This is a genomic window from Nonomuraea sp. NPDC049649 (assembly GCF_040675175.1).
Taxonomy (GTDB): Bacteria; Actinomycetota; Actinomycetes; order Streptosporangiales; family Streptosporangiaceae; genus Nonomuraea.
The window spans coordinates 1-21,931 of sequence record NZ_JBFAOH010000065.1 but is presented as its reverse complement, the minus strand read 5'-3'; the positions used below and the strand labels follow the sequence as shown (position 1 = coordinate 21,931).

18 protein-coding genes and 1 pseudogene are annotated in these 21,931 nt (G+C 72.1%); 10 read left to right on the top strand and 9 right to left on the bottom strand.

All coding sequences use genetic code 11. The features are described 5' to 3' along the window. Window positions 1-88: 88 nt before the first annotated feature. From AB0J42_RS36260 to rfbC, 3 genes are read right to left on the bottom strand one after another with little or no spacing between them, the layout of a single operon-like run. A complete protein-coding gene (locus AB0J42_RS36260; protein ID WP_364302799.1) occupies window positions 89-988 on the bottom strand; it encodes a proline iminopeptidase-family hydrolase in 900 nt (299 codons plus the stop codon). A gap of 2 nt (window positions 989-990) precedes the next feature. Continuing rightward, window positions 991-2,106 (bottom strand): DegT/DnrJ/EryC1/StrS family aminotransferase, encoded by a 1,116-nt coding sequence (locus AB0J42_RS36255; protein WP_364302797.1) that lies wholly within the window; start codon window positions 2,104-2,106, stop codon window positions 991-993. After that, window positions 2,103-2,723 (bottom strand): dTDP-4-dehydrorhamnose 3,5-epimerase, encoded by a 621-nt coding sequence (gene rfbC, locus AB0J42_RS36250; protein WP_364302795.1) that lies wholly within the window; start codon window positions 2,721-2,723, stop codon window positions 2,103-2,105. Before rfbC ends, AB0J42_RS36255 begins: the two co-directional genes overlap by 4 nt. Before the next feature lie 213 nt (window positions 2,724-2,936). Here rfbC and AB0J42_RS36245 point away from each other — a divergent pair, with 213 nt between their 5' ends. The 6 genes from AB0J42_RS36245 to AB0J42_RS36220 all read left to right on the top strand — a co-directional run bounded on the left by AB0J42_RS36245 (window position 2,937) and on the right by AB0J42_RS36220 (window position 10,715). Beyond that, on the top strand, window positions 2,937-5,108 hold the full coding sequence (locus AB0J42_RS36245) for a penicillin acylase family protein (protein ID WP_364302793.1): 2,172 nt from the start codon (window positions 2,937-2,939) through the stop codon (window positions 5,106-5,108). An 83-nt stretch (window positions 5,109-5,191) separates the two neighbouring features. Next, window positions 5,192-6,601 (top strand): carboxyl transferase domain-containing protein, encoded by a 1,410-nt coding sequence (locus AB0J42_RS36240; RefSeq protein ID WP_364302791.1) that lies wholly within the window; start codon window positions 5,192-5,194, stop codon window positions 6,599-6,601. 18 nt (window positions 6,602-6,619) lie between these two features. After that, on the top strand, window positions 6,620-7,957 hold the full coding sequence (gene ccrA / locus AB0J42_RS36235; RefSeq protein ID WP_364302789.1) for a crotonyl-CoA carboxylase/reductase: 1,338 nt from the start codon (window positions 6,620-6,622) through the stop codon (window positions 7,955-7,957). Between the two features lie 4 nt (window positions 7,958-7,961). Then, the gene (locus AB0J42_RS36230) at window positions 7,962-8,903 is read left to right on the top strand and encodes a ketoacyl-ACP synthase III (RefSeq protein ID WP_364302787.1); all 942 of its coding nucleotides are present in this window, start codon (window positions 7,962-7,964) and stop codon (window positions 8,901-8,903) included. After that, window positions 8,900-9,760 (top strand): 3-hydroxybutyryl-CoA dehydrogenase, encoded by an 861-nt coding sequence (locus AB0J42_RS36225; RefSeq protein ID WP_364302785.1) that lies wholly within the window; start codon window positions 8,900-8,902, stop codon window positions 9,758-9,760. The genes AB0J42_RS36230 and AB0J42_RS36225 overlap by 4 nt, the downstream gene beginning before the upstream one ends. A gap of 13 nt (window positions 9,761-9,773) precedes the next feature. Further along, complete coding sequence (locus AB0J42_RS36220; RefSeq protein WP_364302783.1) at window positions 9,774-10,715, top strand: alpha/beta hydrolase; 942 nt, start codon at window positions 9,774-9,776, stop codon at window positions 10,713-10,715. Window positions 10,716-10,718: 3 nt separating this feature from the next. On the opposite strand, the gene AB0J42_RS36215 is transcribed toward AB0J42_RS36220, so the two are convergent. Further along, window positions 10,719-11,480 carry an alpha/beta fold hydrolase gene (locus AB0J42_RS36215; protein WP_364302780.1) on the bottom strand — a complete coding sequence of 254 codons (762 nt, stop codon included), beginning with the start codon at window positions 11,478-11,480 and terminating at the stop codon, window positions 10,719-10,721. Window positions 11,481-11,784: 304 nt separating this feature from the next. Here AB0J42_RS36215 and AB0J42_RS36210 point away from each other — a divergent pair, with 304 nt between their 5' ends. Next, window positions 11,785-14,523: an AAA family ATPase gene (locus AB0J42_RS36210; protein WP_364302778.1), complete on the top strand. Its 2,739-nt coding sequence runs from the start codon at window positions 11,785-11,787 to the stop codon at window positions 14,521-14,523. A 13-nt stretch (window positions 14,524-14,536) separates the two neighbouring features. Here AB0J42_RS36210 and AB0J42_RS36205 read toward each other — a convergent pair whose 3' ends face one another. Beyond that, entirely contained in the window at window positions 14,537-16,078 is a 1,542-nt protein-coding gene (locus AB0J42_RS36205; protein ID WP_364302776.1) for an MFS transporter, read from the bottom strand. 392 nt (window positions 16,079-16,470) lie between these two features. On the opposite strand from AB0J42_RS36205, the gene AB0J42_RS36200 reads away from it, so the two are divergent. Then, a complete protein-coding gene (locus AB0J42_RS36200; RefSeq protein ID WP_364302774.1) occupies window positions 16,471-17,157 on the top strand; it encodes a TetR/AcrR family transcriptional regulator in 687 nt (228 codons plus the stop codon). Here the strand turns inward: AB0J42_RS36200 and rfbA are convergent. After that, on the bottom strand, window positions 17,142-18,026 hold the full coding sequence (gene rfbA, locus AB0J42_RS36195) for a glucose-1-phosphate thymidylyltransferase RfbA (RefSeq protein WP_364302772.1): 885 nt from the start codon (window positions 18,024-18,026) through the stop codon (window positions 17,142-17,144). The genes AB0J42_RS36200 and rfbA overlap by 16 nt on opposite strands. A 177-nt stretch (window positions 18,027-18,203) precedes the next feature. Between rfbA and rfbB the strand changes: the two genes are divergently transcribed. Both rfbB and AB0J42_RS36185 read left to right on the top strand, forming a co-directional pair. Further along, window positions 18,204-19,172 (top strand): dTDP-glucose 4,6-dehydratase, encoded by a 969-nt coding sequence (gene rfbB, locus AB0J42_RS36190; RefSeq protein WP_364302770.1) that lies wholly within the window; start codon window positions 18,204-18,206, stop codon window positions 19,170-19,172. 67 nt (window positions 19,173-19,239) lie between these two features. Then, complete coding sequence (locus AB0J42_RS36185) at window positions 19,240-19,956, top strand: VOC family protein (RefSeq protein ID WP_364302768.1); 717 nt, start codon at window positions 19,240-19,242, stop codon at window positions 19,954-19,956. Here the strand turns inward: AB0J42_RS36185 and AB0J42_RS36180 are convergent. From AB0J42_RS36180 to AB0J42_RS36170, 3 genes and pseudogenes are all read right to left on the bottom strand, one after another. Continuing rightward, a pseudogene (locus AB0J42_RS36180) lies at window positions 19,953-20,251 on the bottom strand (VOC family protein); the annotation flags it as partial. The gene AB0J42_RS36185 and the pseudogene AB0J42_RS36180 sit on opposite strands and share 4 nt — an antisense overlap. A gap of 369 nt (window positions 20,252-20,620) precedes the next feature. Then, window positions 20,621-21,622 (bottom strand): NADPH:quinone reductase, encoded by a 1,002-nt coding sequence (locus tag AB0J42_RS36175; protein ID WP_364302766.1) that lies wholly within the window; start codon window positions 21,620-21,622, stop codon window positions 20,621-20,623. Window positions 21,623-21,718: 96 nt separating this feature from the next. Further along, the coding region (locus AB0J42_RS36170; protein ID WP_175600297.1) for a hypothetical protein at window positions 21,719-21,931 on the bottom strand (213 nt) is incomplete at its 5' end.

The window sequence follows — 21,931 nt, the reverse complement described above, 5'->3', positions numbered from 1 at the left end:
ACGGCGTCGCCTACGACCCCGCCAAACACGGAGCCCTTCAGGCTCTGATCCAGCAAGATCAACAAGCAGCAGCTTGACACAGGGCTACTCATGAGCACTCCTTCAGGTAGTCGAGCAGGACCTGCATGAAACGCTCCGGTTCCTCCAGGTGCGGGGTGTGGCTGGAGTCCTCGAAGATCTCCCACCGCACGTCGGGGATGAGCTCGAAGTACGGCCGGACGGTCTCCGGGGTGGCCTCGTCGTGCCGCCCCGAGATCAGCAGGGTGGGCACGGCGATGTCGGCGGCCACGTCCTCGACGCCCCAGTCGCGCAGGGTGCCGACCACGTGGAACTCGCTGGGGCCGTTCATGGTGTAGTAGACGGTGGGGTTGTTGTAGATCTCCATGAACGTCGCCTGGAACTCGCCGGGCCAGGGGTCGAGCCGGCACACATGGCGGTTGTAGAAGACCATCATGGCCTCGAAGTACTCGCGTGAGTCGGTCGTATCGGCCGCTTCGTGCGCGCGCAGCACGTCGTCCACGCCGGGCGGCAGTTGCGCGCGCAGCACCGCCATCTCCTTCAGCCACAGCGGGTACGACGCGGGGGCGTTGGCGATGACCAGCCCGCGCAGGCCCGGCGGGCGGGCGGCGGCGTGCGCGGCGGCCAGCATGCCGCCCCACGACTGCCCGAAGAGCACGTAGCCGTCGCGCAGCCCGAGCCGGTCGAGCAGGTTGTCCAGCTCGTCCAGGAACAGCCGGGGCGTCCAGAAATCGGGGGGCGCGCCGGGCACGTGGGAGGAGCCGCCGTTGCCGAGCTGGTCGTAGTGGATCACCGGGTGGCCGTGGCTCGCCAGCGCGGCCAGGCCGGTGAGGTAGTCGTGGGTGCTGCCGGGGCCGCCGTGCAGCGCGACCAGGGCGGGCCGTTCGCCGGGCAGCTCGCCGGTGCAGCGGTACCACGTCCGGTACCGGCCGAACGGCAGGTGGCCCTTGGTGACGGGTGGTCCGGCCACGCTCACCAGCCCCGCTTGATCGTGTCGGCGATGTGCCGGCGCTGCTCGTCGGTCACCCACCAGCCGACCGGCACGCACACCACGCGCGGCGCGACGGCGTCGAGGTTCGGCAGCGCGGCGGCGAACGCGCGCACCGCCGAGTGCTTGTCGTTGCGCTCGTGGACGTTGCTGGCCATGATCCCGGCCTCGTCCATACGCTTGAGGAACCCGGCCCGGTCCTCGACCTTCATCGGGTAGATCCAGAACGAGTGGGTGCGGTCGGCCGACCGCTCGGTCAGCTCCACGCCGGGCACGGCCGCCAGCTCGGCGTCGTAGAAGGCGGCGTTCTCCCGCTGCCTGGCCAGCGCCCGGTCGGCCGTCTCCAGGTTGGCCAGGCCGACGGCGGCGTTGATGTCGTTCATGTGGAACTTGTAGCCCCACTCGGCGACGTCGGGCGGGTTGCGCAGCCGGTCGGCGGAGCGCTCGATGCCGAACCAGCGCAGCAGCTCGGCCCGGTGGTGCAGCTCCGCCGTAGGCAGCGTGACAGCGCCGCCGTCGCCGCAGGTCAGGTGCTTGATGGCCTGGAAGCTGAAGACGGAGAGGTTGCCGTGCGACCCGATCGGCTCGCCGCGGTAGGAGGCTCCCCAGGCGTGCGCGCAGTCCTCCACCACCATGGGGCGGAACCCGTACAGGGCCTCGGCCCGGTCGAGCACGCCCGCCAGCCTGTCCAGGTCGACGGGGTATCCGGCGAAGTGCACGACCACGATGGCCCGCGTGCGGGGCGTGATCTTCCGGGCGAGGTCGTCGAGGTCCATGTTGAGCGTGGCCGGGTCGACGTCCACCCACTTGATGCGCAGGTTGTTGGCCAGGATCGCCCAGTTCGTGGCCTCCATCGTGAGCGGGGTGGACAGCACCTCGCCGTCGCCGTCCGGCCGGTCCCCGGCGGCCAGGCGCAGGGCCAGGGTCAGGCCGGCGGTGCCGCTGTTGACGGTGACCACCCGGGGGTTGCCGAAGCGCCCGGCCAGCGCCCGCTCGAACGCCTCCACCTTCGGGCCCTGGCCGATCATGCCGCTGCCGAGCACTTCGGCGGCGGCCGCGGGCGCCTCCGGCGACATGGCGACCTTGAACAGCGGGATCATCGCCGCTCACCGCCCACCGCGAGACCGCCGAGGCGGGCGTACAGCTCCTGGCACTCGCTGTAGGCAGGCAGCAGGCCGCGCTCGGCGGCCTCCTTGAGCGTGGGCGCGTCGCGGTCCTTGGGCGACATCAGCGGCTCGGGCGTGGCGGGCCAGGGCAGGTTCAGCTCGGGGTCGAGCGCGTTGATCTGCACCTCGCGGCCCGGCGCCCAGGTGGTGGAGCAGAGGTAGACGACGGTGGCCTCGTCGGTGAGCGGGGCGAAACCGTGCGCGAGCCCCTCGGCCAGGTAGAGCGCCTGCCGGTTCCCGGCGCTCAGCTCGACCGCGACGTACTCCCCGTACGTGGGAGAGCCGAGCCGGATGTCGACCACGATGTCGATGATCGAGCCCTGGGGGCAGGTGACGTACCTGGCCTGGCTGGGCAGAGCCACCGCGTGCAATCCCCGGATGGTGCCCCGCCTGGACAGCGAGCAGTTGACCTGCGCCACGTTCAGCTCGTGGCCGACCTCCCGCTTGAAGGCTGGCTGGCTGAACATCTCCAGGAAGTGGCCTCGGTCGTCGGGATGGATATCCGGGGTCGCCAGGAAGGCGCCGTCCACGGCCAGTCGGTTGAGCTGCATTGGCGAGACCTTTCAGAGGGCCTGGCTGACATTTGATGTTCGGCCGCGCGCGAGGCGCCGAACAACCCCTATCAACCCTTACCTCGCGGGCCCTCCCCTAAAGTCGTTGACCGGCCTGTCCGGGGCCGTTTGAATCTTTTCATGACCCGGATCCTCATGGTGGTCCTGCTTTTGGCGGCGCCACTGCATATCGCTCCGGAAAAACTCTACCGGGTGGCCGGATTAGCCGCTCCGGTGGAAATCATCGTGGACCGCTGGGGAGTTCCGCACATTTACGCGGAGAACGACCGCGACCTTTTCCTGGCGCAGGGTTTCAACGCGGCCCGGGACCGGCTCTTCCAGCTCGACCTGTGGCGGCGGCGCGGGCTCGGCCTGCTGTCGGAGGTGTTCGGCCCCGAGCACGCCGAGCGCGACCGCGCCGCCCGGCTGTTCCTCTACCGGGGCGACATGGACCGCGAGTGGGCCGCCTACGGCCCCGGTGCCCGGCAGGCGGCGGCCGCCTTCACCGCGGGGATCAACGCCTACGTCTCCTACCTGGAAAGACGCCCGGAGGCGATGCCGCCCGAGTTCACCCGGCTCGGCTACGCCCCCTCGCGCTGGCGGCCGGAGGACGTGGTGCGCATCCGCAGCCACGGCCTGGCGCTGAACCTGACGACCGAGGTGCTGCGCGCCGCCGTGGTGTGCCAGGCGGGCATCGAGGCCGACCGCGTGCTGTGGCGGCTCGAACCCGCGCACCGGACGCGGGTGCCGCGCGGGCTCGACCCGTGCGCCGTCCCCGCCGACGTGCTCCGCGTCTACCAGCTCGGCACCCAGGGCGTCCGCGTCGAGGCAGGCACGGTGACCGGCGTGCCGCCCGCGCCGGCGGACGGCAGCAACGCCTGGGCGATCTCACCCCGCCGCACCGCGACCGGCCGGCCGGTGCTGGCCTCCGACCCGCACCGCTCGCTGACCGCGCCGTCCCTGCGCTACCTCGCCCACCTGTCGGCGCCGGGGCTGGACGTCATCGGCGCGGGCGAACCGGCCCTGCCCGGCGTCTCCATCGGGCACAACGGCACGATCGCGTTCGGCCTGACCGTCCTCGGCATGGACCAGGAAGACCTGTACGTCTACCGCGTCAAGGGTGACTCCTACCTCTATAAGGGCCGCTGGGAGCCGTTCCGCAAGGTCACCGAGCGGATCGCCGGGCAGCCCGCGGAGCTGGTGTTCACCCGGCACGGACCGGTCCTCGCCACCGACCCGGCGCGCGGCCTGGCCTACGCGCTGCGCACCACCTGGCTGGAGCCCGGCACCGCCCCGTACTTCGGCTCGCTGCGCTACCTGCGCGCCCGCGACTTCGCCGGCTTCGCCGAGGCCATGCGGACCTGGGGCGGCCCGCCGGAGAACCAGGTGTACGCCGACGCCCGCGGCCATGTGGGCTGGGTGCCGGGCGGCCTGGCCCCCAAGCGGCTCGGCTACGACGGACTGCTGCCCGTGCCGGGCGACGGCCGCTACGAGTGGGCCGGGTTCCGCGACGGCCGCGAGCTGCCCCGGCTGCTCGACCCGCCGGCCGGGTTCGTGGCCTCGGCCAACGAGTACAACCTGCCGCCCGGGGCGCCGGTCATCGGGTACGAGTGGGACCAGCCCTACCGGCGGCAGCGGATCGGCGAGGTGCTGTCAGCCGACCGGCGCGCCGACCTGGCCGGGTCGGCCCGGCTGCAGAACGACGTGGTGTCCCTGCCCGCCCGGACCCTGGTGGCGCTGCTGCGCGGCGTCGAGACCGAGGACCCGTCGGCGGCGCGGGCGCTGGCGCTGCTCAGGGGCTTCGACGGGGTGTGCGCGGTGGACTCGGCGCCCGCCGCGCTGTTCGAGACGTGGGTGAGCCGCCACCTCGGCCCCGGGTTCGTCGCGCAGGCGGGGCTGCCCCCGGAGGTTCCCCTGTTCGACCTGCGCATCGTCCTGGAGGGGCTGGCGCGCGGCGGCCACGAGGACCTGATCGTCCGCACCCTGGCCGCCGCCTACGACGACGTCGCCGCCCGGCTCGGCCCGGACCCGGACGCCTGGCGCTGGGGCGACCTGCAGCGCACGACCTTCACCGCCGCCGCGGGCGAGGGCGTGGGCCCGTTCCCGCGCGGCGGGTCGGCGCACACGGTCGACGCCTCCGCCTACAATCCCGGCGACTTCCGGCAATTGTCCGGGGCGTCTTTCAGAATGGTGCTCGACGTGGGCGCCTGGGACAATTCGATTGCGGTGAACGCGCCCGGCCAGTCCGGCGACCCGCGCAGCCCGCATTATCAGGACCTGGTCGGCCGGTGGCGGCAGGGTGAATATTTCCCGCTGGTTTACAGCCGGGCCGCCGTGGAGGCCGCGGCGGCCCAGCGGATAACGCTCATACCGGTGCTGGGTTAGGGGTGGTAGGGGGTTGGTCCGGTCGATCCCGCGCGGTTAGCGTGCCATTGAATTCACTTCTCCGCGACGAACGGATGACGGCGTTGACGGTCATTGCAGAGAATTCCCGGCTGGATGGCCGCGCGCCGGCCGTCCGCCTGTCCCGCCTGCTCGATCCCGGGTCGATGACGTACCTGGCCGAGAGCGACGAGACCGGCGTGGCGACCGCGCGGGGCCGGATCGGCGGCCGGTCGGTGTTCGCCTTCTGCACCGACGCGGCCGTGATGGGCGGCGCGCTCGGCGCGGGCGGCTGCGAGCGGATCGTGGCCGCCATCGACCGGGCGGCCCGCGAGGGCAGCCCGGTGATCGGGCTGTGGCACTCGGGCGGCGCCCGGCTGGCCGACGGCGTGGAGTCGATGGAGGGCGTGGGGCGGGTGTTCGCCGCCATCACCCGGGCGTCGGGCAGGGTGCCGCAGATCAGCGTCATCCTCGGCCCGGCCGCCGGAGCCGCCGCCTACGGCCCGGCCCTCACCGACGTGGTGGTCATGGCCGAATCCGCGCGGATGTTCGTCACCGGCCCCGACGTGGTGCGGCAGGTCACCGGCGAGGAGATCGACATGGAGGCGCTCGGCGGCCCGGCCGCGCACGGCGCCAAGTCCGGCGTCGCCCACGTGGTCACCGCGACCGAGGACGCCGCCTACGCCACCGCCCGTCAGCTCACCGGCCTGCTCTCCGGGCCGTTCCGCTTCTCCCCCGGCACCGCGGGCGACTGCCACGGCCTGGCCGATCTGCTCCCGGAGAGCCCGCGCCGCGCCTACGACGTCCGTCCCCTGATCAAGGCCGTCCTGGACCCGGGGCAGCCGTTCGTCGAGCTGCAGCCGCGCTGGGCGGCCAACATGGTGATCGGCCTGGGCCGGCTCACCGGCGGCACGGTCGGCGTCGTCGCCAACAACCCGCTGCGCAAGGGCGGCTGCCTGGACTCGCTCAGCGCTGAGAAGGCCTCCCGCTTCGTCCGCATGTGCGACGCGCTGGGCGTGCCGCTGGTCGTCCTGGCCGACGTGCCGGGATACCTCCCGGGCGTGCGGCAGGAGTGGGACGGCGTGATCCGGCGGGGCGCCAAGCTGCTGCACGCCTTCGCCGCCGCCGAGGTGCCGCGCGTGACGCTGGTGACGCGTAAGGCGTACGGCGGCGCGTACATCGCGATGAACTCCCGCTCGCTCGGCGCCACCCGCGTCTTCGCCTGGCCCGGCACGAACATCGCGGTGATGAGCGCCGAGTCCGCGGCGGCGATCGTGCACCGCAGGGAGCTGGCGCGGGCGCCGGAGGCGGAGCGGCCCGCGCTGCGGCGCCGCCTGGCCGAGCAGCTCGACCGCGAGAGCGGCGGCGTCGACAGGGCCCGCGCCCTGGGCGCCGTCGACGAGGTCATCGACGTCACCGCGACCCGGCGCAAGCTCGCCGCGGCACTGGCCGAGGCACCCCCCGGGCGGGGCCGGCACGCCAACATCCCGTTGTAACCGGAAGGACGTAGCGTCATGGATGCCCTGACCGAAGCCGTGCTGAGCGGTGCCGGCCCGGAGGAACTGGCCGCCGCGCCGGTGCCCGCCGACTATCTCGCGGCCCACCTGCGGGTCGAGGACGTGCACATGTTCGCCGGCATGGACGACGGCGGCGACAAGGACGTGCGCAAGTCCCTGCGCGTGGGCCGGGTGCCGATGCCGGAGCTGGCCCCCGACGAGGTGCTGGTGGCCGTGATGGCCAGTTCGATCAACTACAACACCGTCTGGTCGGCCATGTTCGAGCCGCTGCCGACCTTCGGCTTCCTGGAGCGGTTCGCCGCGACCGGCGGCTACGCCCGCCGTCACGACCAGCCCTACCACGTGATCGGTTCCGACGCCTCCGGCGTGATCGTCAAGGTCGGTGACGGCGTGCGCCGCTGGCGGCCCGGCGACCACGTGGTCATCAGCCCCTCGTACGTGGACGACCAGGAGCCCGCCACCCACGGCGACGGCATGATGGGCGCCGAGCAGCGGGTGTGGGGGTTCGAGACGAACTTCGGCGGCCTGGCCCACTACACGGTGGCCCGCGCCAGCCAGCTCGCCCCCAAGCCGCCCCACCTGACCTGGGAGGAGGCCGCGTCCATCACGCTCTGCGCCGTCACCGCGTACCGGATGCTGATCAGCCACCGCGGCACCCCGATCAAGCTGGGCGACCTGGTGCTGATCTGGGGCGCGGCGGGCGGGCTCGGCGCGTACGCGGTGCAAATGGTCAAGGCCGCGGGCGGCGTCCCGATCGGCGTGGTCGGCTCCGAGCGCAAGGCGAAGCTGCTGCGCCGGCTCGGCTGCGACGTCGTCATCGACCGCAACGAGATCGGGCTGGGCGGCCGGCCCCCGGCCACGCCGGAGGAGACCATCAAGGCGGGCAAGCGGCTGGGCCGGGCGATCCGGGCCGCGACGGGCGAGGACCCGCACGTGGTCTTCGACTACGTGGGGCGCGACACGTTCGGCATCTCGGCGTTCGTGGTGCGGCGCGGCGGCGCGGTGGTCACCTGCGGGTCGAGCACCGGGTACGTGCACGAGTACGACAACCGCTACCTGTGGATGAACCTCAAGCGGATCGTCGGCAGCCACGCCGCCAACCTCCAGGAGACCTGGGAGTGCCTGCGGCTGTTCGCCAAGGGCGTGCTGGTGCCGACGCTGGCCACCTGCTATCCGCTGGAGGAGGTGGCCGAGGCCACCCGCCTGGTGCAGACCAACGAGCACCAGGGCAAGGTCGGCGTGCTCTGCCTGGCTCCCGAGCCGGGCCTGGGCGTGACGGATCCCGCTCTCCGCGCCCGGGTCGGCGAGGACCGGCTCGGCGCCCTGCGCGGCTGAGCCGATGGGCGCACACGTGGGCATCCTGGCGACCGGCTCCTACCTGCCGAAGGAAGAGGTGGGCAACGAGGAGCTGGCCGCCGGGGCGGGGGTCACCCCGGAGTGGATCGTCGCCAAGACCGGGATCCTGTCGCGGCGCTTCGCCTCGGCGGGCGAGACCACGGCCGATCTGGCGGTGCGCGCCGCGCAGCGGGCGCTGGAGGGCCTCGACCCGGCCGAGCTGGGGCATGTGATCGTCTCCACCTCCACGGCCGACAGCCCGCAGCCGCCGGTCTCGGCCGTCGTGCAGCACGCGATCGGCGCGACCGGCGCGGCCTGCTTCGACCTCAACGCCGTGTGCAGCGGGTTCGTGTACGGGCTGGCGCTGGCGCGGGACCTGGTGGCGGCGCACGGCCGTCCCGTGCTGGTGGTGGCGGCGGACGTCTACTCGCGCATCCTGGACTTCTCCGACCGGCGCACGGCGGTGCTGTTCGGCGACGGCTCGGGCGCCGCGGTGGTGGGACCGGCCCCGGCCGGCTTCCTCGGCTTCCAGCTGGCCTCCGACGGCTCCGGGCAGGGGCTGATCAGGGTGGAGGGCGGCTTCTTCCGGATGGAGGGCCGCCGGGTGAAGGAGTTCGTCCTGGAGCGGGTCCCGCCGGCGCTGGCCGCGCTCGCCGCCCGCCACGGGCGCCGCCTGGCGGACGTGGACGTGTTCATCCCGCACCAGGCCAACGGCGTCCTGGTGGGGGAGCTGGCCGAGCGTGCGGGGCTGGGCGGCGCGCGCATGCCCCGTACGGTCGACCGTTTCGGGAACGTGGGCAGCGCCTCGGTGGCGGTGACGCTGGACGAGGCGAACCGGACCGGGATGCTGCGGCAGGGGGACCTGGTGCTGCTGGCCGGGTTCGGCGGCGGGATGGCGATCGGGGCGGGCCTGCTGCGGTGGGCGGCACCGGAGGAGGAACGATGAACCAGCCAAGCAAGATCGGTGTGGTCGGGTGCGGGCTCATGGGGGCCGGCATCGCCGACATCTGCGCCCGCGCGGGCCTCGACGTCCGGGTGGCCGTCCAGACGCCCGGCTCGGGCGAGCGCGGCCTGGACCGGCTGGCCCGCTCGCTGGGCCAGGGCGTGCGCAAGGGCGCGATCAGCGAGGAGCAGCGGGACGAGGCGCTGGCGCGCGTCTCGTTCACCGCGGACCTGGAGGAGCTGGCCGACCGGGAGCTCGTGTTCGAGGCGGTGCCGGAGGACGAGGCGCTGAAGCTGCACGTGTTCGGCACGCTCGACAAGATCATCGAAGATCCGGGGGTGATCCTGGCCTCCAACACCTCCTCCATCCCGATCATCCGCCTGGCCAGGGCGACGAGCCGCCCCGAGCGGGTGATCGGCGTGCACTTCTTCAGCCCGGTCCCGCTGCTGCCGCTGGTGGAGCTCATCTCGTCCCTGCTGACGGGCGAGCAGACCCGGGCGCGGGCCTCGGCCTTCGTCTCAAAGGTGCTGGGCAAGGAGGTCATCGAGTCGCAGGACCGGGCGGGCTTCCTCATCAACACGCTGCTGATCCCGTACCTGCTGTCGGCCATGCGGATGGTGGAGTCGGGCTTCGCCGACGCCGAGATGGTCGACAAGGGGATGACGCTCGGCTGCGGCCACCCGGTGGGGCCGCTGCGGCTGGCCGACCTCATCGGGCTCGACACCGTCAGCTCCATCGCCTCGGCCCTGTACCAGGAGCTCAAGCAGCCTCAGCTCGCGCCCCCGCCGATCCTGCTGCGCATGGTCGAGGGCGGCCTGCTGGGCAAGAAGACGGGCCGCGGATTCCACGCCTACACCTGAGAAGGAGAACCTGTTGCCGTACGCGTTCGACCCCGAGCTGGTGCCCTACGCCGAGCTGATCCCGGCCATGCCGCTGGACGAGGTGATCAAACGGGACGCCGCGCCGCCCGATCCGGCTGTGCTGGCCGAGATCGCGCGGCGGCTGCCGTCCTACACGCCGGAGCGCGAGGTGACGATCGAGGACCGGCGGCTGCCCGGCGGCGTGCCGGTGCGGATCTTCCGGCCGCGGGCCGACGGGCCGCTGCCCGCGGTGATCTACCTGCACGGCGGCGGTTTCGTCTCGGGCGAGCTCGACTACTTCAGCGTGCGCTGCCTGCGGCTGGCCGACCAGATCCCGGCGGTCGTGGTGGCCGTGGACTACCGGTTAGCGCCTGAGCATCCGTACCCGGCGGCGCTTGAGGACACCTACGCCACGCTGGAGTGGCTGGCGGGCGCGGCCGGCGAGCTGGGCGTGGACCCGGCGAGGATCGCCGCCGCGGGCGACAGCGCGGGCGGCAACCTGTCCACCGCGCTGGCGCTGCTGACCCGCGACCGCGGCGGGCCGCCGCTGCGGTTCCAGTTCCTGGACGTGCCGGTGACCGACGACCGGCTGGACACGCCGTCCATGAAGGCCTTCACCGACACGCCGATGTGGAACCGGTCCGACGCCGTGCTGAGCTGGCGCTACTACCTGGGCGGCGACGGGGAGGCCCCGCCGTACGCGGCGCCCATGCGGGCCGGGGACCTGAGCGGGCTGCCGCCCGCGTTCGTGACGGTGTGCGAGTTCGACCCGCTGCGCGACGAGGGCATCGCCTACGCGCAGCGGCTCGTCCAGGCCGGGGTGCCGACCGAGCTGCACCTCTACCCGGGCGCGTTCCACGGCGCGCCGATCATCGCGGACGTGGCGCTGACGCGGCGGATGAACGCCGACATGGTCGGCGCGCTCCGCCGCGCGCTGCACCCGGGCAGCTCCTGACCCTTACCGGGTAGGCACCGTCCCGGCGGCGTGCTCGCGGATCAGGCCGACGATCCGCGGCAGGTGGTCCATCAGGTAGAAGTGGCCGCCGGGAAAGGTGTGCATCTCGAAGGCGCCGGTCGTGTGCGCGCGCCAGGCTTCCACGTCCGCGACCGGCGCCCGCTCGTCGTCCGCGCCGGCCAGCGCGACCACCGGGCAGCTGAGCACCGGCCCGTCGGGGTGGCGGTAGGTCTCGATGGCGCGGTAGTCGGCCCTGATCACCGGCAGTACGGCGTGCATGAACTCCTCGTCGCGCAGCAGCTCGGCCGCCGTGCCGCCGATCTTGCGCATCTCGGCCAGCAGCCCGTCGTCGGGCAGGCGGTGGATGCCGCGGTCCCAGACGATCGACGGCGCCGGCCTGCCGGACACGAACACGCCGGCCGGGCTGACGCCGTCCCGTTCCAGGCGCCGGGCCAGCTCGTACGCGACGGTCGCGCCCATGCTGTGGCCGAACAGGATCAGCGGCCGGCCGGTCCACGGAGCGATCTCCCCGGCAAGCCGGTCGGCCAGCTCGGTCATGCTGCCGGCGCACGGCTCGTGGCGCCGATCCTGCCTGCCCGGGTACTGCACGCTCAGCACCTCGGCCCACTCCCCCGCCAGGCGCGCGACGGGAAAGTAGAAGCCCGCCGAGCCGCCCGCGTGCGGCAGGCACACCACGACCGGTCCGCTTCCCGGTCGCTCGGCGTACCGCCGGATCCAGTCGCCGTCGCTCTTGTGGTCGTCCATGGAGCCAATAACGTCCTTACTTTCACGGTGCGATTAATTAATATTCAAGGACAACTGTCCGGCCGTGCAAACCCCTATTCCCGCACCTTCGATAGGGGGCCGCATAACTGCACGCCGGGGCTTGTCCGGTGTGATGAAATGATGATTTACGGTCGGCACGTGATGAATAACTAAGGCATTGCTTAGTGACCGCAAATAGGTACAGAATGTTGGGGTCTAGAGGGATTTGCGACTGTAACGGTGCAGGCGACAGGGCGTGAACAGCGCCGGAACCCGCACCACGCACAGGCAACCGGGGAGCCTCATGTTGCTGATCGACCGTACCAGCGAATTGGCCCTGCTGAATAGCCTGCTCGACATGACCGGGCAGGCCGGCGGCCGGGTCGTCGCCATCACGGGGCCGACTGCGGCGGGAAAAACAGAACTCGTGCACGCCTTCGGCCGGGATGCCGCCAAAGCGGGCGCCACCTGGCTCGGCGCGACCTGTTCACGGCTTGACCGTAATTTATCACTCGGGGTGATCAGCCAGCTGTTTCACAGCGCCGCCCTGCCGATGAACCTCGCCACCCAGGCGGCCGAGCTGATCGAGGGCATGACGTCCAACCGGCCGTGCTCCGAGATCCCGGCCCCCGACGACCCGGCCTGGCTGCACATGACCCAGCGGCTGTGGTCGGCCGTGCTGGAACTGTCGGGCAGCGGGCCGGTGCTGATCACGGTGGACGACGTGGAACACGCCGACCCGCCGTCCTGGCACCTCCTGCTCCACATCGTGCAGCGGCTGAAGAACAGCAACGTGTTCCTGGTGCTGACGACGACCGACGACGGCCAGGGCATGGAGCCCGCCGTGGAGTTCGCCCTCTCCCGCTACCCGCACTACCAGCGCGTCAAGGTCGGCATGCTCTCGCCCGACGGGGTGTGGCGGGTCTGGGAGCACCTGGCCGGCACGTCCGCGGCGCGGCGGCTCGGCAGGCAGAGCCACGCGATCACCGGCGGCAACCCGCTGCTGGTCAAGGCCCTCGTCGAGGACCAGGTGAACGACGGCGAGGACACCGGCGACCTGATCGTGGGCCACGCGTTCGCGCGGGCCGTCCGCGCCCTGCTGCACCGCGGCGACCCGACCGTCCTCCAGACCGCCAGAGGGCTGGCCCTGCTGGGACAGCCGGCGCCCGCGCACCTGCTGCCCGAGTTGCTCGGGCTCAGCCAGGCGGCGGTGCGGCGGGCGGAGAGCATGCTCCACGGGATCGGGCTGCTGCGGGCGGGCGACTTCCGTCACACCGCCGTGCGCACGGCCGTGCTCGACGGAATGGACGAGGCGGAGCGCACCGCCCTGCACGCCGGCGCCGCCCGGCTGCTGCACGCCGAGGGCGCGGTCCCCGCCGCCGTGGCGCGGCACCTGCTGGAGTCCGGCTGGGCCGGCGAGCCGTGGGCGCTCGCGGAGCTGCGGGTGGCCGCCGCCCAGGCGCTCCCCGGCGACCAGCCGGAGTTCGCCGTGCGGTGCCTGAAGCTGGCGATCGAGGTGTGCGACGACGAACACGAGCGGGCCAGGCTCCTGGCCGCGCTGGCGCGGGCCGAATGGCGGTTCAACCCCGCCGTGGTCAGGCAGCACCTCGGCCCGCTGGCCGAGGCCGCGCGGGAGGGCCGGCTGTCCCCGGCGGACTCCATGACCCTGCTGCGCTACCAGCTCTGGCACGGCGCGGTGGAGGCCGCGGGCGAGACGCTGCGCGCGCTGCCCGGCTCGGACGACGACGAGACGGCCCAGCGGCTCAAGGCCACCGAGGACTGGGTGTCGACCACCTTCCCCGCCCTCCGTGCCGTGACGCCGCCGCACGGGCCCGAGCGCCGCTCCGGCTCCTGGGGCGTCTTCCCCGCGCAGGGGGCCAGCCTGCTGGCCGCCGTGCTGCGCTCCGGGCCCGACGAGGCCACCCTGGACAGCGCCGTACGGGCTCTGCAGTCGATCACGCTGGACGACGCGAACCTCGACACGACGGAGGCGGCGCTGGCGGCACTGATCTACGCCGACCAGGCCGACCGCGCCGAGCCCTGGTGCGACCGCCTGTACGAGCAGGCGGTGCGGCGGCGCTCCCCGACCTGGTGCACGCTGCTGGCGGCGATCAGGTCCACGATCGCGATCCGGCGGGGCGACCTCACCGCCGCCGAGGAGTACGCGCGAGCCTCCCTGGACCCGCTGCCGCCGCGCGGCCTCGGCGTCTTCGTCGGCCTGTCGCTGGCGGCGCGGATCAGGGCCTCCACCGAGATGGGCCGCTTCGACGAGGCCGAGCGGTACGTGCGCCACCCGCTGCCCGAAGGGCTGCTCCAGACCCGGTTCGGCCTGCACTACCTCCAGGCCAGGGCGCACTACCACCTGGCGATGGGCCAGGCCCAGGCCGCCCTGCGGGACTTCTCCGGCTGCGGGAGCCTGATGCGCGCGTGGGAGCTGGACACGCCGGGGCTGGTGCCGTGGCGGCAGGGCGTGGCGGCGGCGCTGCTGCAGCTCGGCCAGCGCGGCCGGGCCCGTACGGTGCTCGGCCACTCCTACGCGCTGCCGGGCGAGCAGTCGCCGCGCATCGCGGGCATGACGCGCCGGGTGCTGGCTGCCGCCAGCGACCTGCCGCAGCGGCCGGCGCTGCTGAGGGAGGCGGTGGACTTGCTGCAGACCGCCGGGGACCGGCTGGAGCTGACCTACGCCCTGGTCGACCTCACCCACGCGCTCCACGAGCTGGGCGAGTCGAACAAGGCGCGGCTGGTGGGCCAGCAGGCCGAGGAGATCGCCGGGCAGGTCCAGGCCGAGCCGCTGCGCAAGGCGGTCGGCCCGGTGGAGGGCCCGGCCGGGAGCCCGGAGGCGGAGCCGCTGGGGCTGCTGAGCGACGCCGAGCAGCGGGTGGCCTCGCTCGCGGCCCTGGGTTACACCAACCGGGAGATCTCCAAGAAGATTTACATCACGGTCAGCACGGTGGAGCAGCACCTCACCCGTATCTACCGGAAGCTGGACGTGAAGGGCCGAGGTGACCTGCCCGACCAGTTCCGCCGCCTGCAGCTGCGGTGAGGAGGCCGCCCTCTCAGGCTTCCGAACGGGCTCGCGCGGCGGAGGCGGCGTCGGTGTCCAGCCGGCGCAGCGTCACCGCCGTCAGCAGCGCGGACAGGCCGAGCATGGCCGCGGCCACCAGCGCCGAGAGCTGCATGCCGTCGGTGAAGGCGGCCCGGGCGGAGTCGAGCAGCGCGGACGCCAGGTGCTCCGGCAGCTCGACGGCCACGCCGAGCGCCCCGCCGAGCGTCTCCCCCGCGATCTGCGCCGCCTCCGGCGGCAGGCCCTCGGGGATCACCAGGGCGGAGCGGTACACCGCCAGGCCCATGCTCCCCAGCACGGCCACGCCCAGCGCGCCGCCCATCTCGGTGGCCGCCTCCAGCACGGCGGAGGCGGAGCCGGCGCGCTCCGGCGGGGCCACGGCCACCACCAGGTCGGAGGCGAGCGCCTGGACGACGCCGATGCCGCCGCCGAGCAGCGCCAGCCCGGTGATGAGGACCGCCTGGCCGGTGCCGGGGGCGACCTGGGAGAGCGCGACGAACCCGGCGCAGGCGACCAGCATGCCCGCCGCGATGGTCGGCCCGGGGCGGAACTTCGACACCAGCGCCGCCCCCACCAGCGCGCCGACCAGCGCCATGCCGGCGGCGGGCAGCGTGAGCACGCCGGCCATGAAGGGCCGCAGCCCGAGCACCATCTGGAGGTACTGCGAGACGAAGTAGAACACGCCGACCAGGGCGAAGATCGCCAGGGTGTCGGCCAGCAGGGAGACGCCGAAGCCGCGGTCGCGGAAGAGGCCCAGGTCGAGCATGGGGCTGTCGAGCGCGCGCTGGCGCCGCACGAACACCAGGGCGAGGACCAGGCCCGCGGCCACGGCCACGGCCACCTCCAGGACGGCGCCGCCGCCGGCCAGCTGCTTGATCCCGTACACCAGGGGCAGCACCGCCGCCAGCGACAGCAGCGCGCTCCACAGGTCGAACCGGCCGGGCCGGGGGTCGCGGTACTCCGGCAGCAGGAACGGCCCGAGCACGAGGAGCAGCACCATGATGGGCACGTTCATGAGGAAGACGGAGCCCCACCAGAGCTGTTCGAGCAGCCAGCCGCCGACGATCGGGCCGAGCACGCTGCCGCCGGCGAAGCTCGCCGCCCAGAGCGCGACGGCCGTGCGCCGCTGCCCGGGGTCGTGGAACATGTTGCGGATCAGGGCCAGCGTGGGCGGCATGAGCGTGGCGGCCGCCGCGCCCTGGAGAGCCCGGGCGGCGATGAGCAGCTCGGCGCTGGGCGCGTAGGCGGCCGCCGCCGAGGTCAGGCCGAACGCGGCGGCCCCCCACAGCAGTAGCTTCCTGCGGCCGATCCGATCTCCCAAGGACCCCATCGGGATGAGCAGACCGGCCAGCAGGAAGGCATAGATGTCCACGATCCACAGCAGTTCGGTGCCGCTGGGGCGCAGGTCGGCGCTGAGGAAGGGGACGGCGAAGTAGAGGACGGTCACGGTGATGGAGACGAGGAGCACGGGCAGCACCAGGACGGCCAGCCCGAGCCACTCCCTGCCCCCGGCCTTCGGTGAGGGTCCGTTCACGTTCACGCTCCTATGTACAGCGTACATCGTTTTCGATATACAGCGTACTCATAACAGGACGCCCGCTCGGCCGCCGTCCCGGTCCTATGGCTCATGTCCACGATAGGTGGTGGAAGTTGGCTCGTACAGAGAATGAAGGGGATCTTAATAACGTCACGCGGAAAATAGAATTACGTCACGCATCTCCTGTGTTAGAATTCGTCAACGGAGGACAGATGCTGACCTGCGTGCAATGTAGTAAGCCCATCGAGGCCCCGCCTCGCGGGCGGCGGCCCCGTTACTGCTCTCGCTCATGCCAGGCCCGCGCCTACCGCGCGCGGGCGGCCGTGAAGAAAAGCTCTCCCCTGCGCTCCGCGGCCACCGCGGAGACACCGCCCAGCCCGCCGGCGAACATGAGCGTGCAGCAGATCGTCCGCACCGCCATCGAGATCGCCGACAACGAGGGGCTCGACGCCGTCTCGATGCGCCGGATCGCGACGCAGCTCGGGCTGGCCACCATGTCCCTCTACCGGTTCGTGTCCGGCAAGGACGCGTTGATCGAGCTGATGGTCGACGCCGTGCACGGCGAGCACGACGACGCCGTGCCCGCCGGCGACGACTGGCGCGCCCGCCTGGAGTTCGCCGCGCGGCGCGAGTGGGAGCTCTACTCCCGGCACCCGTGGGTGCTACGGGTCGTGGCCACCCCGCAGCCGCCGGTCGGGCCCAACGTGCTGGCCGACGTCGAGCGGCTCATGCGGGCCATGGACGGCCTCGGGCTCGACGCCGTCACCATGCACTGGGTGGCGATCGCGATCGGCGCCCAGGTGCAGGGGGCGGCGCTGCTGCTGGTCAACGAGCTGGAGACGAAACGCCGGACCGGCCGCACCACCCAGCAGTGGCGCAGCGACAAGTCCCCCGCCATCCGGGAGATCCTCGACTCCGGCCAGTTCCCCATGCTGACCCGCCTGTTCGAGGAGCAGGAGGACGTGGCCGACATCAACGCCTGGTTCGAGTTCAGCCTCGGCCGGCTCCTCGACGGGCTGGCGGTCTTCGTCAACGCCCGTACGTCCGACGCCGGGCCGCCTCAGCCGGGGCGGTAACCGAGCTCCTCGGCCACCGCGCACACGTACCTGCCGTACTCGGACGGCGCCAGCCTCTCCCCCAGCCGGTGGCAGGCGGCCGGGTCGATGAAACCCATCCGCAGGGCCACCTCCTCCACGCAGGCGATCCGCACCCCCTGCCGCTTCTCCAGCGTCTGCACGTACTGGCTGGCCTGCAGCATCGACTCGGGGGTGCCGGCGTCCATCCACGCGAAACCCCGTCCCAGGTCGACCAGCCGGGCCTTGCCCCGCTCCAGGTAGACCCGGTTCACGTCGGTGATCTCCAGCTCGCCGCGCGGGGACGGGGTGAGGTTCTTGGCGATGTCGACGACGTCCTTGTCGTAGAGGTAGAGGCCGACGATCGCGCGGTCGGAGCGGGGTTTCGCGGGTTTCTCCTCCAGGGAGACGATCCTGCCCGAGGCGTCGGTCTCGGCCACGCCGTACCGGTGCGGGTCGGAGACGGGATAGCCGAACAGCACGCAGCCGTCCACGTCGGCCACGTTGCTCTGGAGAATGTCGTAGAACGCGTTGCCGTGGAAGACGTTGTCCCCGAGCACCAGCGCGACCGGGTCGTTCCCGACGTGGTCGGCCCCGAGGATGAACGCGTCCGCCAGCCCGACCGGCTCGTCCTGGCGGGCGTAGGTGATGTCGAGGCCGAGGTGCGCCCCGTCGCCCAGCAGGCGTTGCAGGTTGGGCAGGTCGGCGGGGCTGGAGATCACCAGGATCTCCCTGATGCCCGCCAGCATCAGCACCGACAGCGGATAGTAAATCAGCGGCTTGTCATTGATCGGGAGCAGTTGTTTAGAAATAGCCAGCGTCACCGGATACAGGCGCGTACCGTGCCCGCCGGCGAGAATAATGCCTTTCACCGGGAATCCTCTCGCGTTCGCCCGCGTCACCGGCCAGCCTGGCCCGGCCCGGGTGCGCCGACAACCCCGTATCCCCCCTATCCTGGGCGGCCTTTCCACGGTCCCCCCTATTTCATTCACCACGCCTTCCGAACCGCCCCGGACAGCCGACAAAATCAAACGGAAAAGGAGGGCGTCATGAGAGTTCTGGTAACCGGGGGCGCCGGATTCATCGGCTCCCATTACGTGCGCACGCTGCTGGCCGGCGACGGAGCCGGGCAGGTGACGGTGCTGGACGCCCTCACCTACGCGGGCAACCCGGCCAACCTGGACGAGGTCGCCGGCGATCCGCGGTTCACCTTCGTCAAGGGCGACATCTGCGACCCGGAGCTGGTGGGCGACCTCGCGGCCGAGCACGACCAGATCGTGCACTTCGCCGCCGAGTCGCACGTCGACCGGTCGATCGCGGCGGCGGGCGCGTTCGTCCGCACCAATGTCACGGGCACGTTCACGCTGCTGGACGCCGCCGTCCGCCAGGGCGTCCGGACTTTCGTGCACATCTCCACGGACGAGGTGTACGGGTCGATCGACGAGGGCTCCTGGCGGGAATCGCAGCCGCTGAGCCCGAATTCCCCCTATGCGGCCACCAAGGCCGCCGCCGACCTGCTCGCGCTGTCTTTCCACCGTACGCACGGGCTCGATGTGCGGGTGACCCGGTGTTCCAACAACTACGGCCACCACCATTATCCGGAGAAACTGATCCCGCTTTTCGTCACGAATCTGCTCGACGGGCTTCCCGTGCCGTTGTACGGGACGGGCGGGAACGTGCGCGACTGGCTGCACATCGACGACCATGTGGCGGGCATCGAGCTGGTGCGGCTGGGCGGGCGGCCGGGCGAGGTCTACCACATCGGCGGCGGCCGGGAGCTGACCAACAAGGAGCTGACCGGGCTGCTGCTGGAGGCGTGCGGAAAGGGCTGGGACATGGTCCGGTACGTCGAGGACCGCAAGGGTCACGACACCCGCTACTCGCTGGACCACGGCAAGCTCACCGCCGAGCTGGGCTACCGCCCGGCCAAGGACTTCGCCACCGGCCTGGCGGAGACGGTGGCCTGGTATCGCGAGAACCGGGCCTGGTGGGAGCCGCTGGTGGCCCGCCATCGCTGAAATGGTTGGCGCCGCACCGGCGGGGCTGGTTAGCGTGACTCCCGCCGCTTCGCCGATGGGAGACCCGATGACGTCCCGACTCCTCGCGCTCTGTTTCGACGCCCACGACCCGCGCCGTCTCGCGAGGTTCTGGGCCGGGGTCCTGGGCTGGGAGGCGGCCCCCGACGGCGTCACGCTGCTGCCGGCCGACGACACCGGGTTCCGGCTCCGGTTCCTGCCGGGCGAGGAGAAGAAGACCGGCCAGAACCGGACGCACTTCGACCTGACCAGCACCTCCCCGGACGACCAGCGCCGCACGGTGGCCAGGGCGCTCGACCTCGGCGGGAGCCACCTCGACATCGGGCAGGGCCCGGACGAGCCGCACGTGGTCCTCGCCGACCCGGAGGGCAACGAGTTCTGCGTCATCGAGCCGGGCAACGGCTTCCTCGCCGACTGCGGGTTCATCGGGGCGCTGGCGTGCGACGGGTCGCAGGCGGTCGGCTACTTCTGGAGCGAGGCGCTGGGCTGGCCGCTGGTCTGGGACCAGAACGAGGAGACCGCGATCCGTTCCCCGCACGGCGGCCCGAAGATCACCTGGGGTGGCCCGCCGGTGGCGCCGAAGATTGGCAAGAACCGGCTCCACTTCGACCTCGCCCCGTCGGCGGGCGGCGACCAGCGGGCGGAGATCGACCGCCTGCTCTCCCTGGGCGCCGAGCGCGTCGACATCGGCCGGGGCGAGGCCGGCCGGGTGGTCCTCGCCGACCCCGACGGCAACGAGTTCTGCCTGTACGAAACCGGGGTCTAGGCCGGGGTCACGATCTGGATCAGGTTGCCGCAGGTGTCGTCGAAGACCGCCGTCGTCACCGGCCCGGCCTCCAGCGGCTGCTGCGTGAAGGTCACGCCGAGGCCGCGCAGTCGCTCGTACTCCGCCCGTACGTCCGCGACCTGGAAGGACGCGGCCGGGATGCCGTCGGCGACCAGCGCCTCCTTGTACGGCTTGACGGCGGGATGCCCGTCGGGCTCCAGCAGCAGCTCGGTGCCCTCGGGTGAGACCACCGTCAGCCATCGGGCCTGGCCCCCCGGGGGATGTCGTGCTTCTTGTTGACTTCATCCCCCTCGTAAACGAGGGGGATTCCCACGGTCGCCCGTGAGGCTTCCTGCTTCACCGCCGGTTGCCCGCCCGAGAAAGGGGACTCTCGTTGAGGTCTTACACCAGCTCCACAGGCGTTTCAGCTCTCCGCCAGCCCGGCGGCGAGGCACTTCTGCTCGTTCGTTCGGTGGCTTGGTTATCGCCACCTTCGAACACACTACCGGAACGCGCGGTACCGCGCGGCGTTTCAACGCCGGTTCGCCTGGCGGCGAATCGGCTGCCCCTGCCCTGCTCCGCAGGGGTCCGATTCCTCCCCCGCCTGAAGGCGGGGGTTTCCACGGAGATGCCGGATGCCAATAGGCAAGTCGCTGCTTGCCTATCAGAGCCTCGGAGGCAGGACCAGGATGCGTCCACGGACCTCGCGGCTCTCTTGCAGGCGGTGCGCCTCGGCGGCCTCGGCCAGGGGCAGCGTCGCGCCGACGCGGGTACGGAGCCCGCCCCTCGCCAGCAAGCTGTTGATCGTCCTGGCGGCGGACTTGAGGTCGCTGATCGACGCGTTGCTGATGGCGAACCCCCGGATGCTCAGATCCCGCGGGTAGAGCTCCCCCACCGGCAGGACCGGCCGCGAGCCGAGCCCGGACATGACGATGACCCGCCCGCCGTGAGCCATCAGGGGCAGCGAGACGTCGAAGCGGTTCTCGCCGGAGTTGTCCCAGAAAAGGTCGACACCGTCCGGGGCGGCGTCCTCGATGAGCCGCGCCAGGTCCGGGTCGCGGTAGTCGACGACGACGTCCGCGCCGAGGTCGCGGCACCAGCCCGCGTCGCGTGCGGACGCGGTGGCGACGACCCGCGCGCCCGCGGAGACGGCCACCTGGACGACGGAGCTGCCCACCCCGCCCGCCGCCCCGTTGACCAGGACGGTCTCACCGGCGCGGACCCGCCCCTCGCGGAACAGCCCGATATGCGCCGTCGCCGCGGTGTGCAGGACGGCCACCGCCGTCTCCGGGGAGACGCCCTCCGGCAACCGGTACAGCCGCTCGGCGGAGACCACCGCGTACTCGGCGAAGGAGCCCTGGCGCCCGCCGTGACCGAGGCTGTTGCACCACACCCGGTCCCCCGGCCGGAACTCCGCGACCCCGGGGCCGCCCGCGACCACGGTCCCGACCAGGTCGCGGCCGACGACGAACGGGAAGGGCGTGTGGGTGCGGTAGGCGCCGGAGCGGACGAACGTGTCGACCGGGTTCACCACCAGCGCTTCAGTACGCACGAGCACGTCGGTCGGCCCAGGCTCGGGGACCGGCAGTTCGCCGGCCACGATGCCGTCGGCCGGGCCGTGGCGGGTGATGTACGCGGCCGTCATGACCGCGGGCGGGCTCTGCATCGCGACTCCGTCCGTCCGGGTAACTCATCCGTTCACCCGGTCTGACGAGCGCAAACACGCGCGGGGCCCGGCGCTGCCGCCGGGCCCCGCTACGCGTCACACCTCTTCGACGCTGCTCGGCTCACGCCGGGACAGGTCGATGCCGAGTTCCTCGGCCGCGCGGAAGACGTCCTCGTCCGTGTCGCGCATCTCGATGGACATGCCGTCGCTGGACAGCACCTCGACGTTGAGGCAGAGCGACTGCATCTCCTTGATGAGGACCTTGAAGGACTCCGGAATACCCGGCTCGGGAATGTTCTCGCCCTTGAC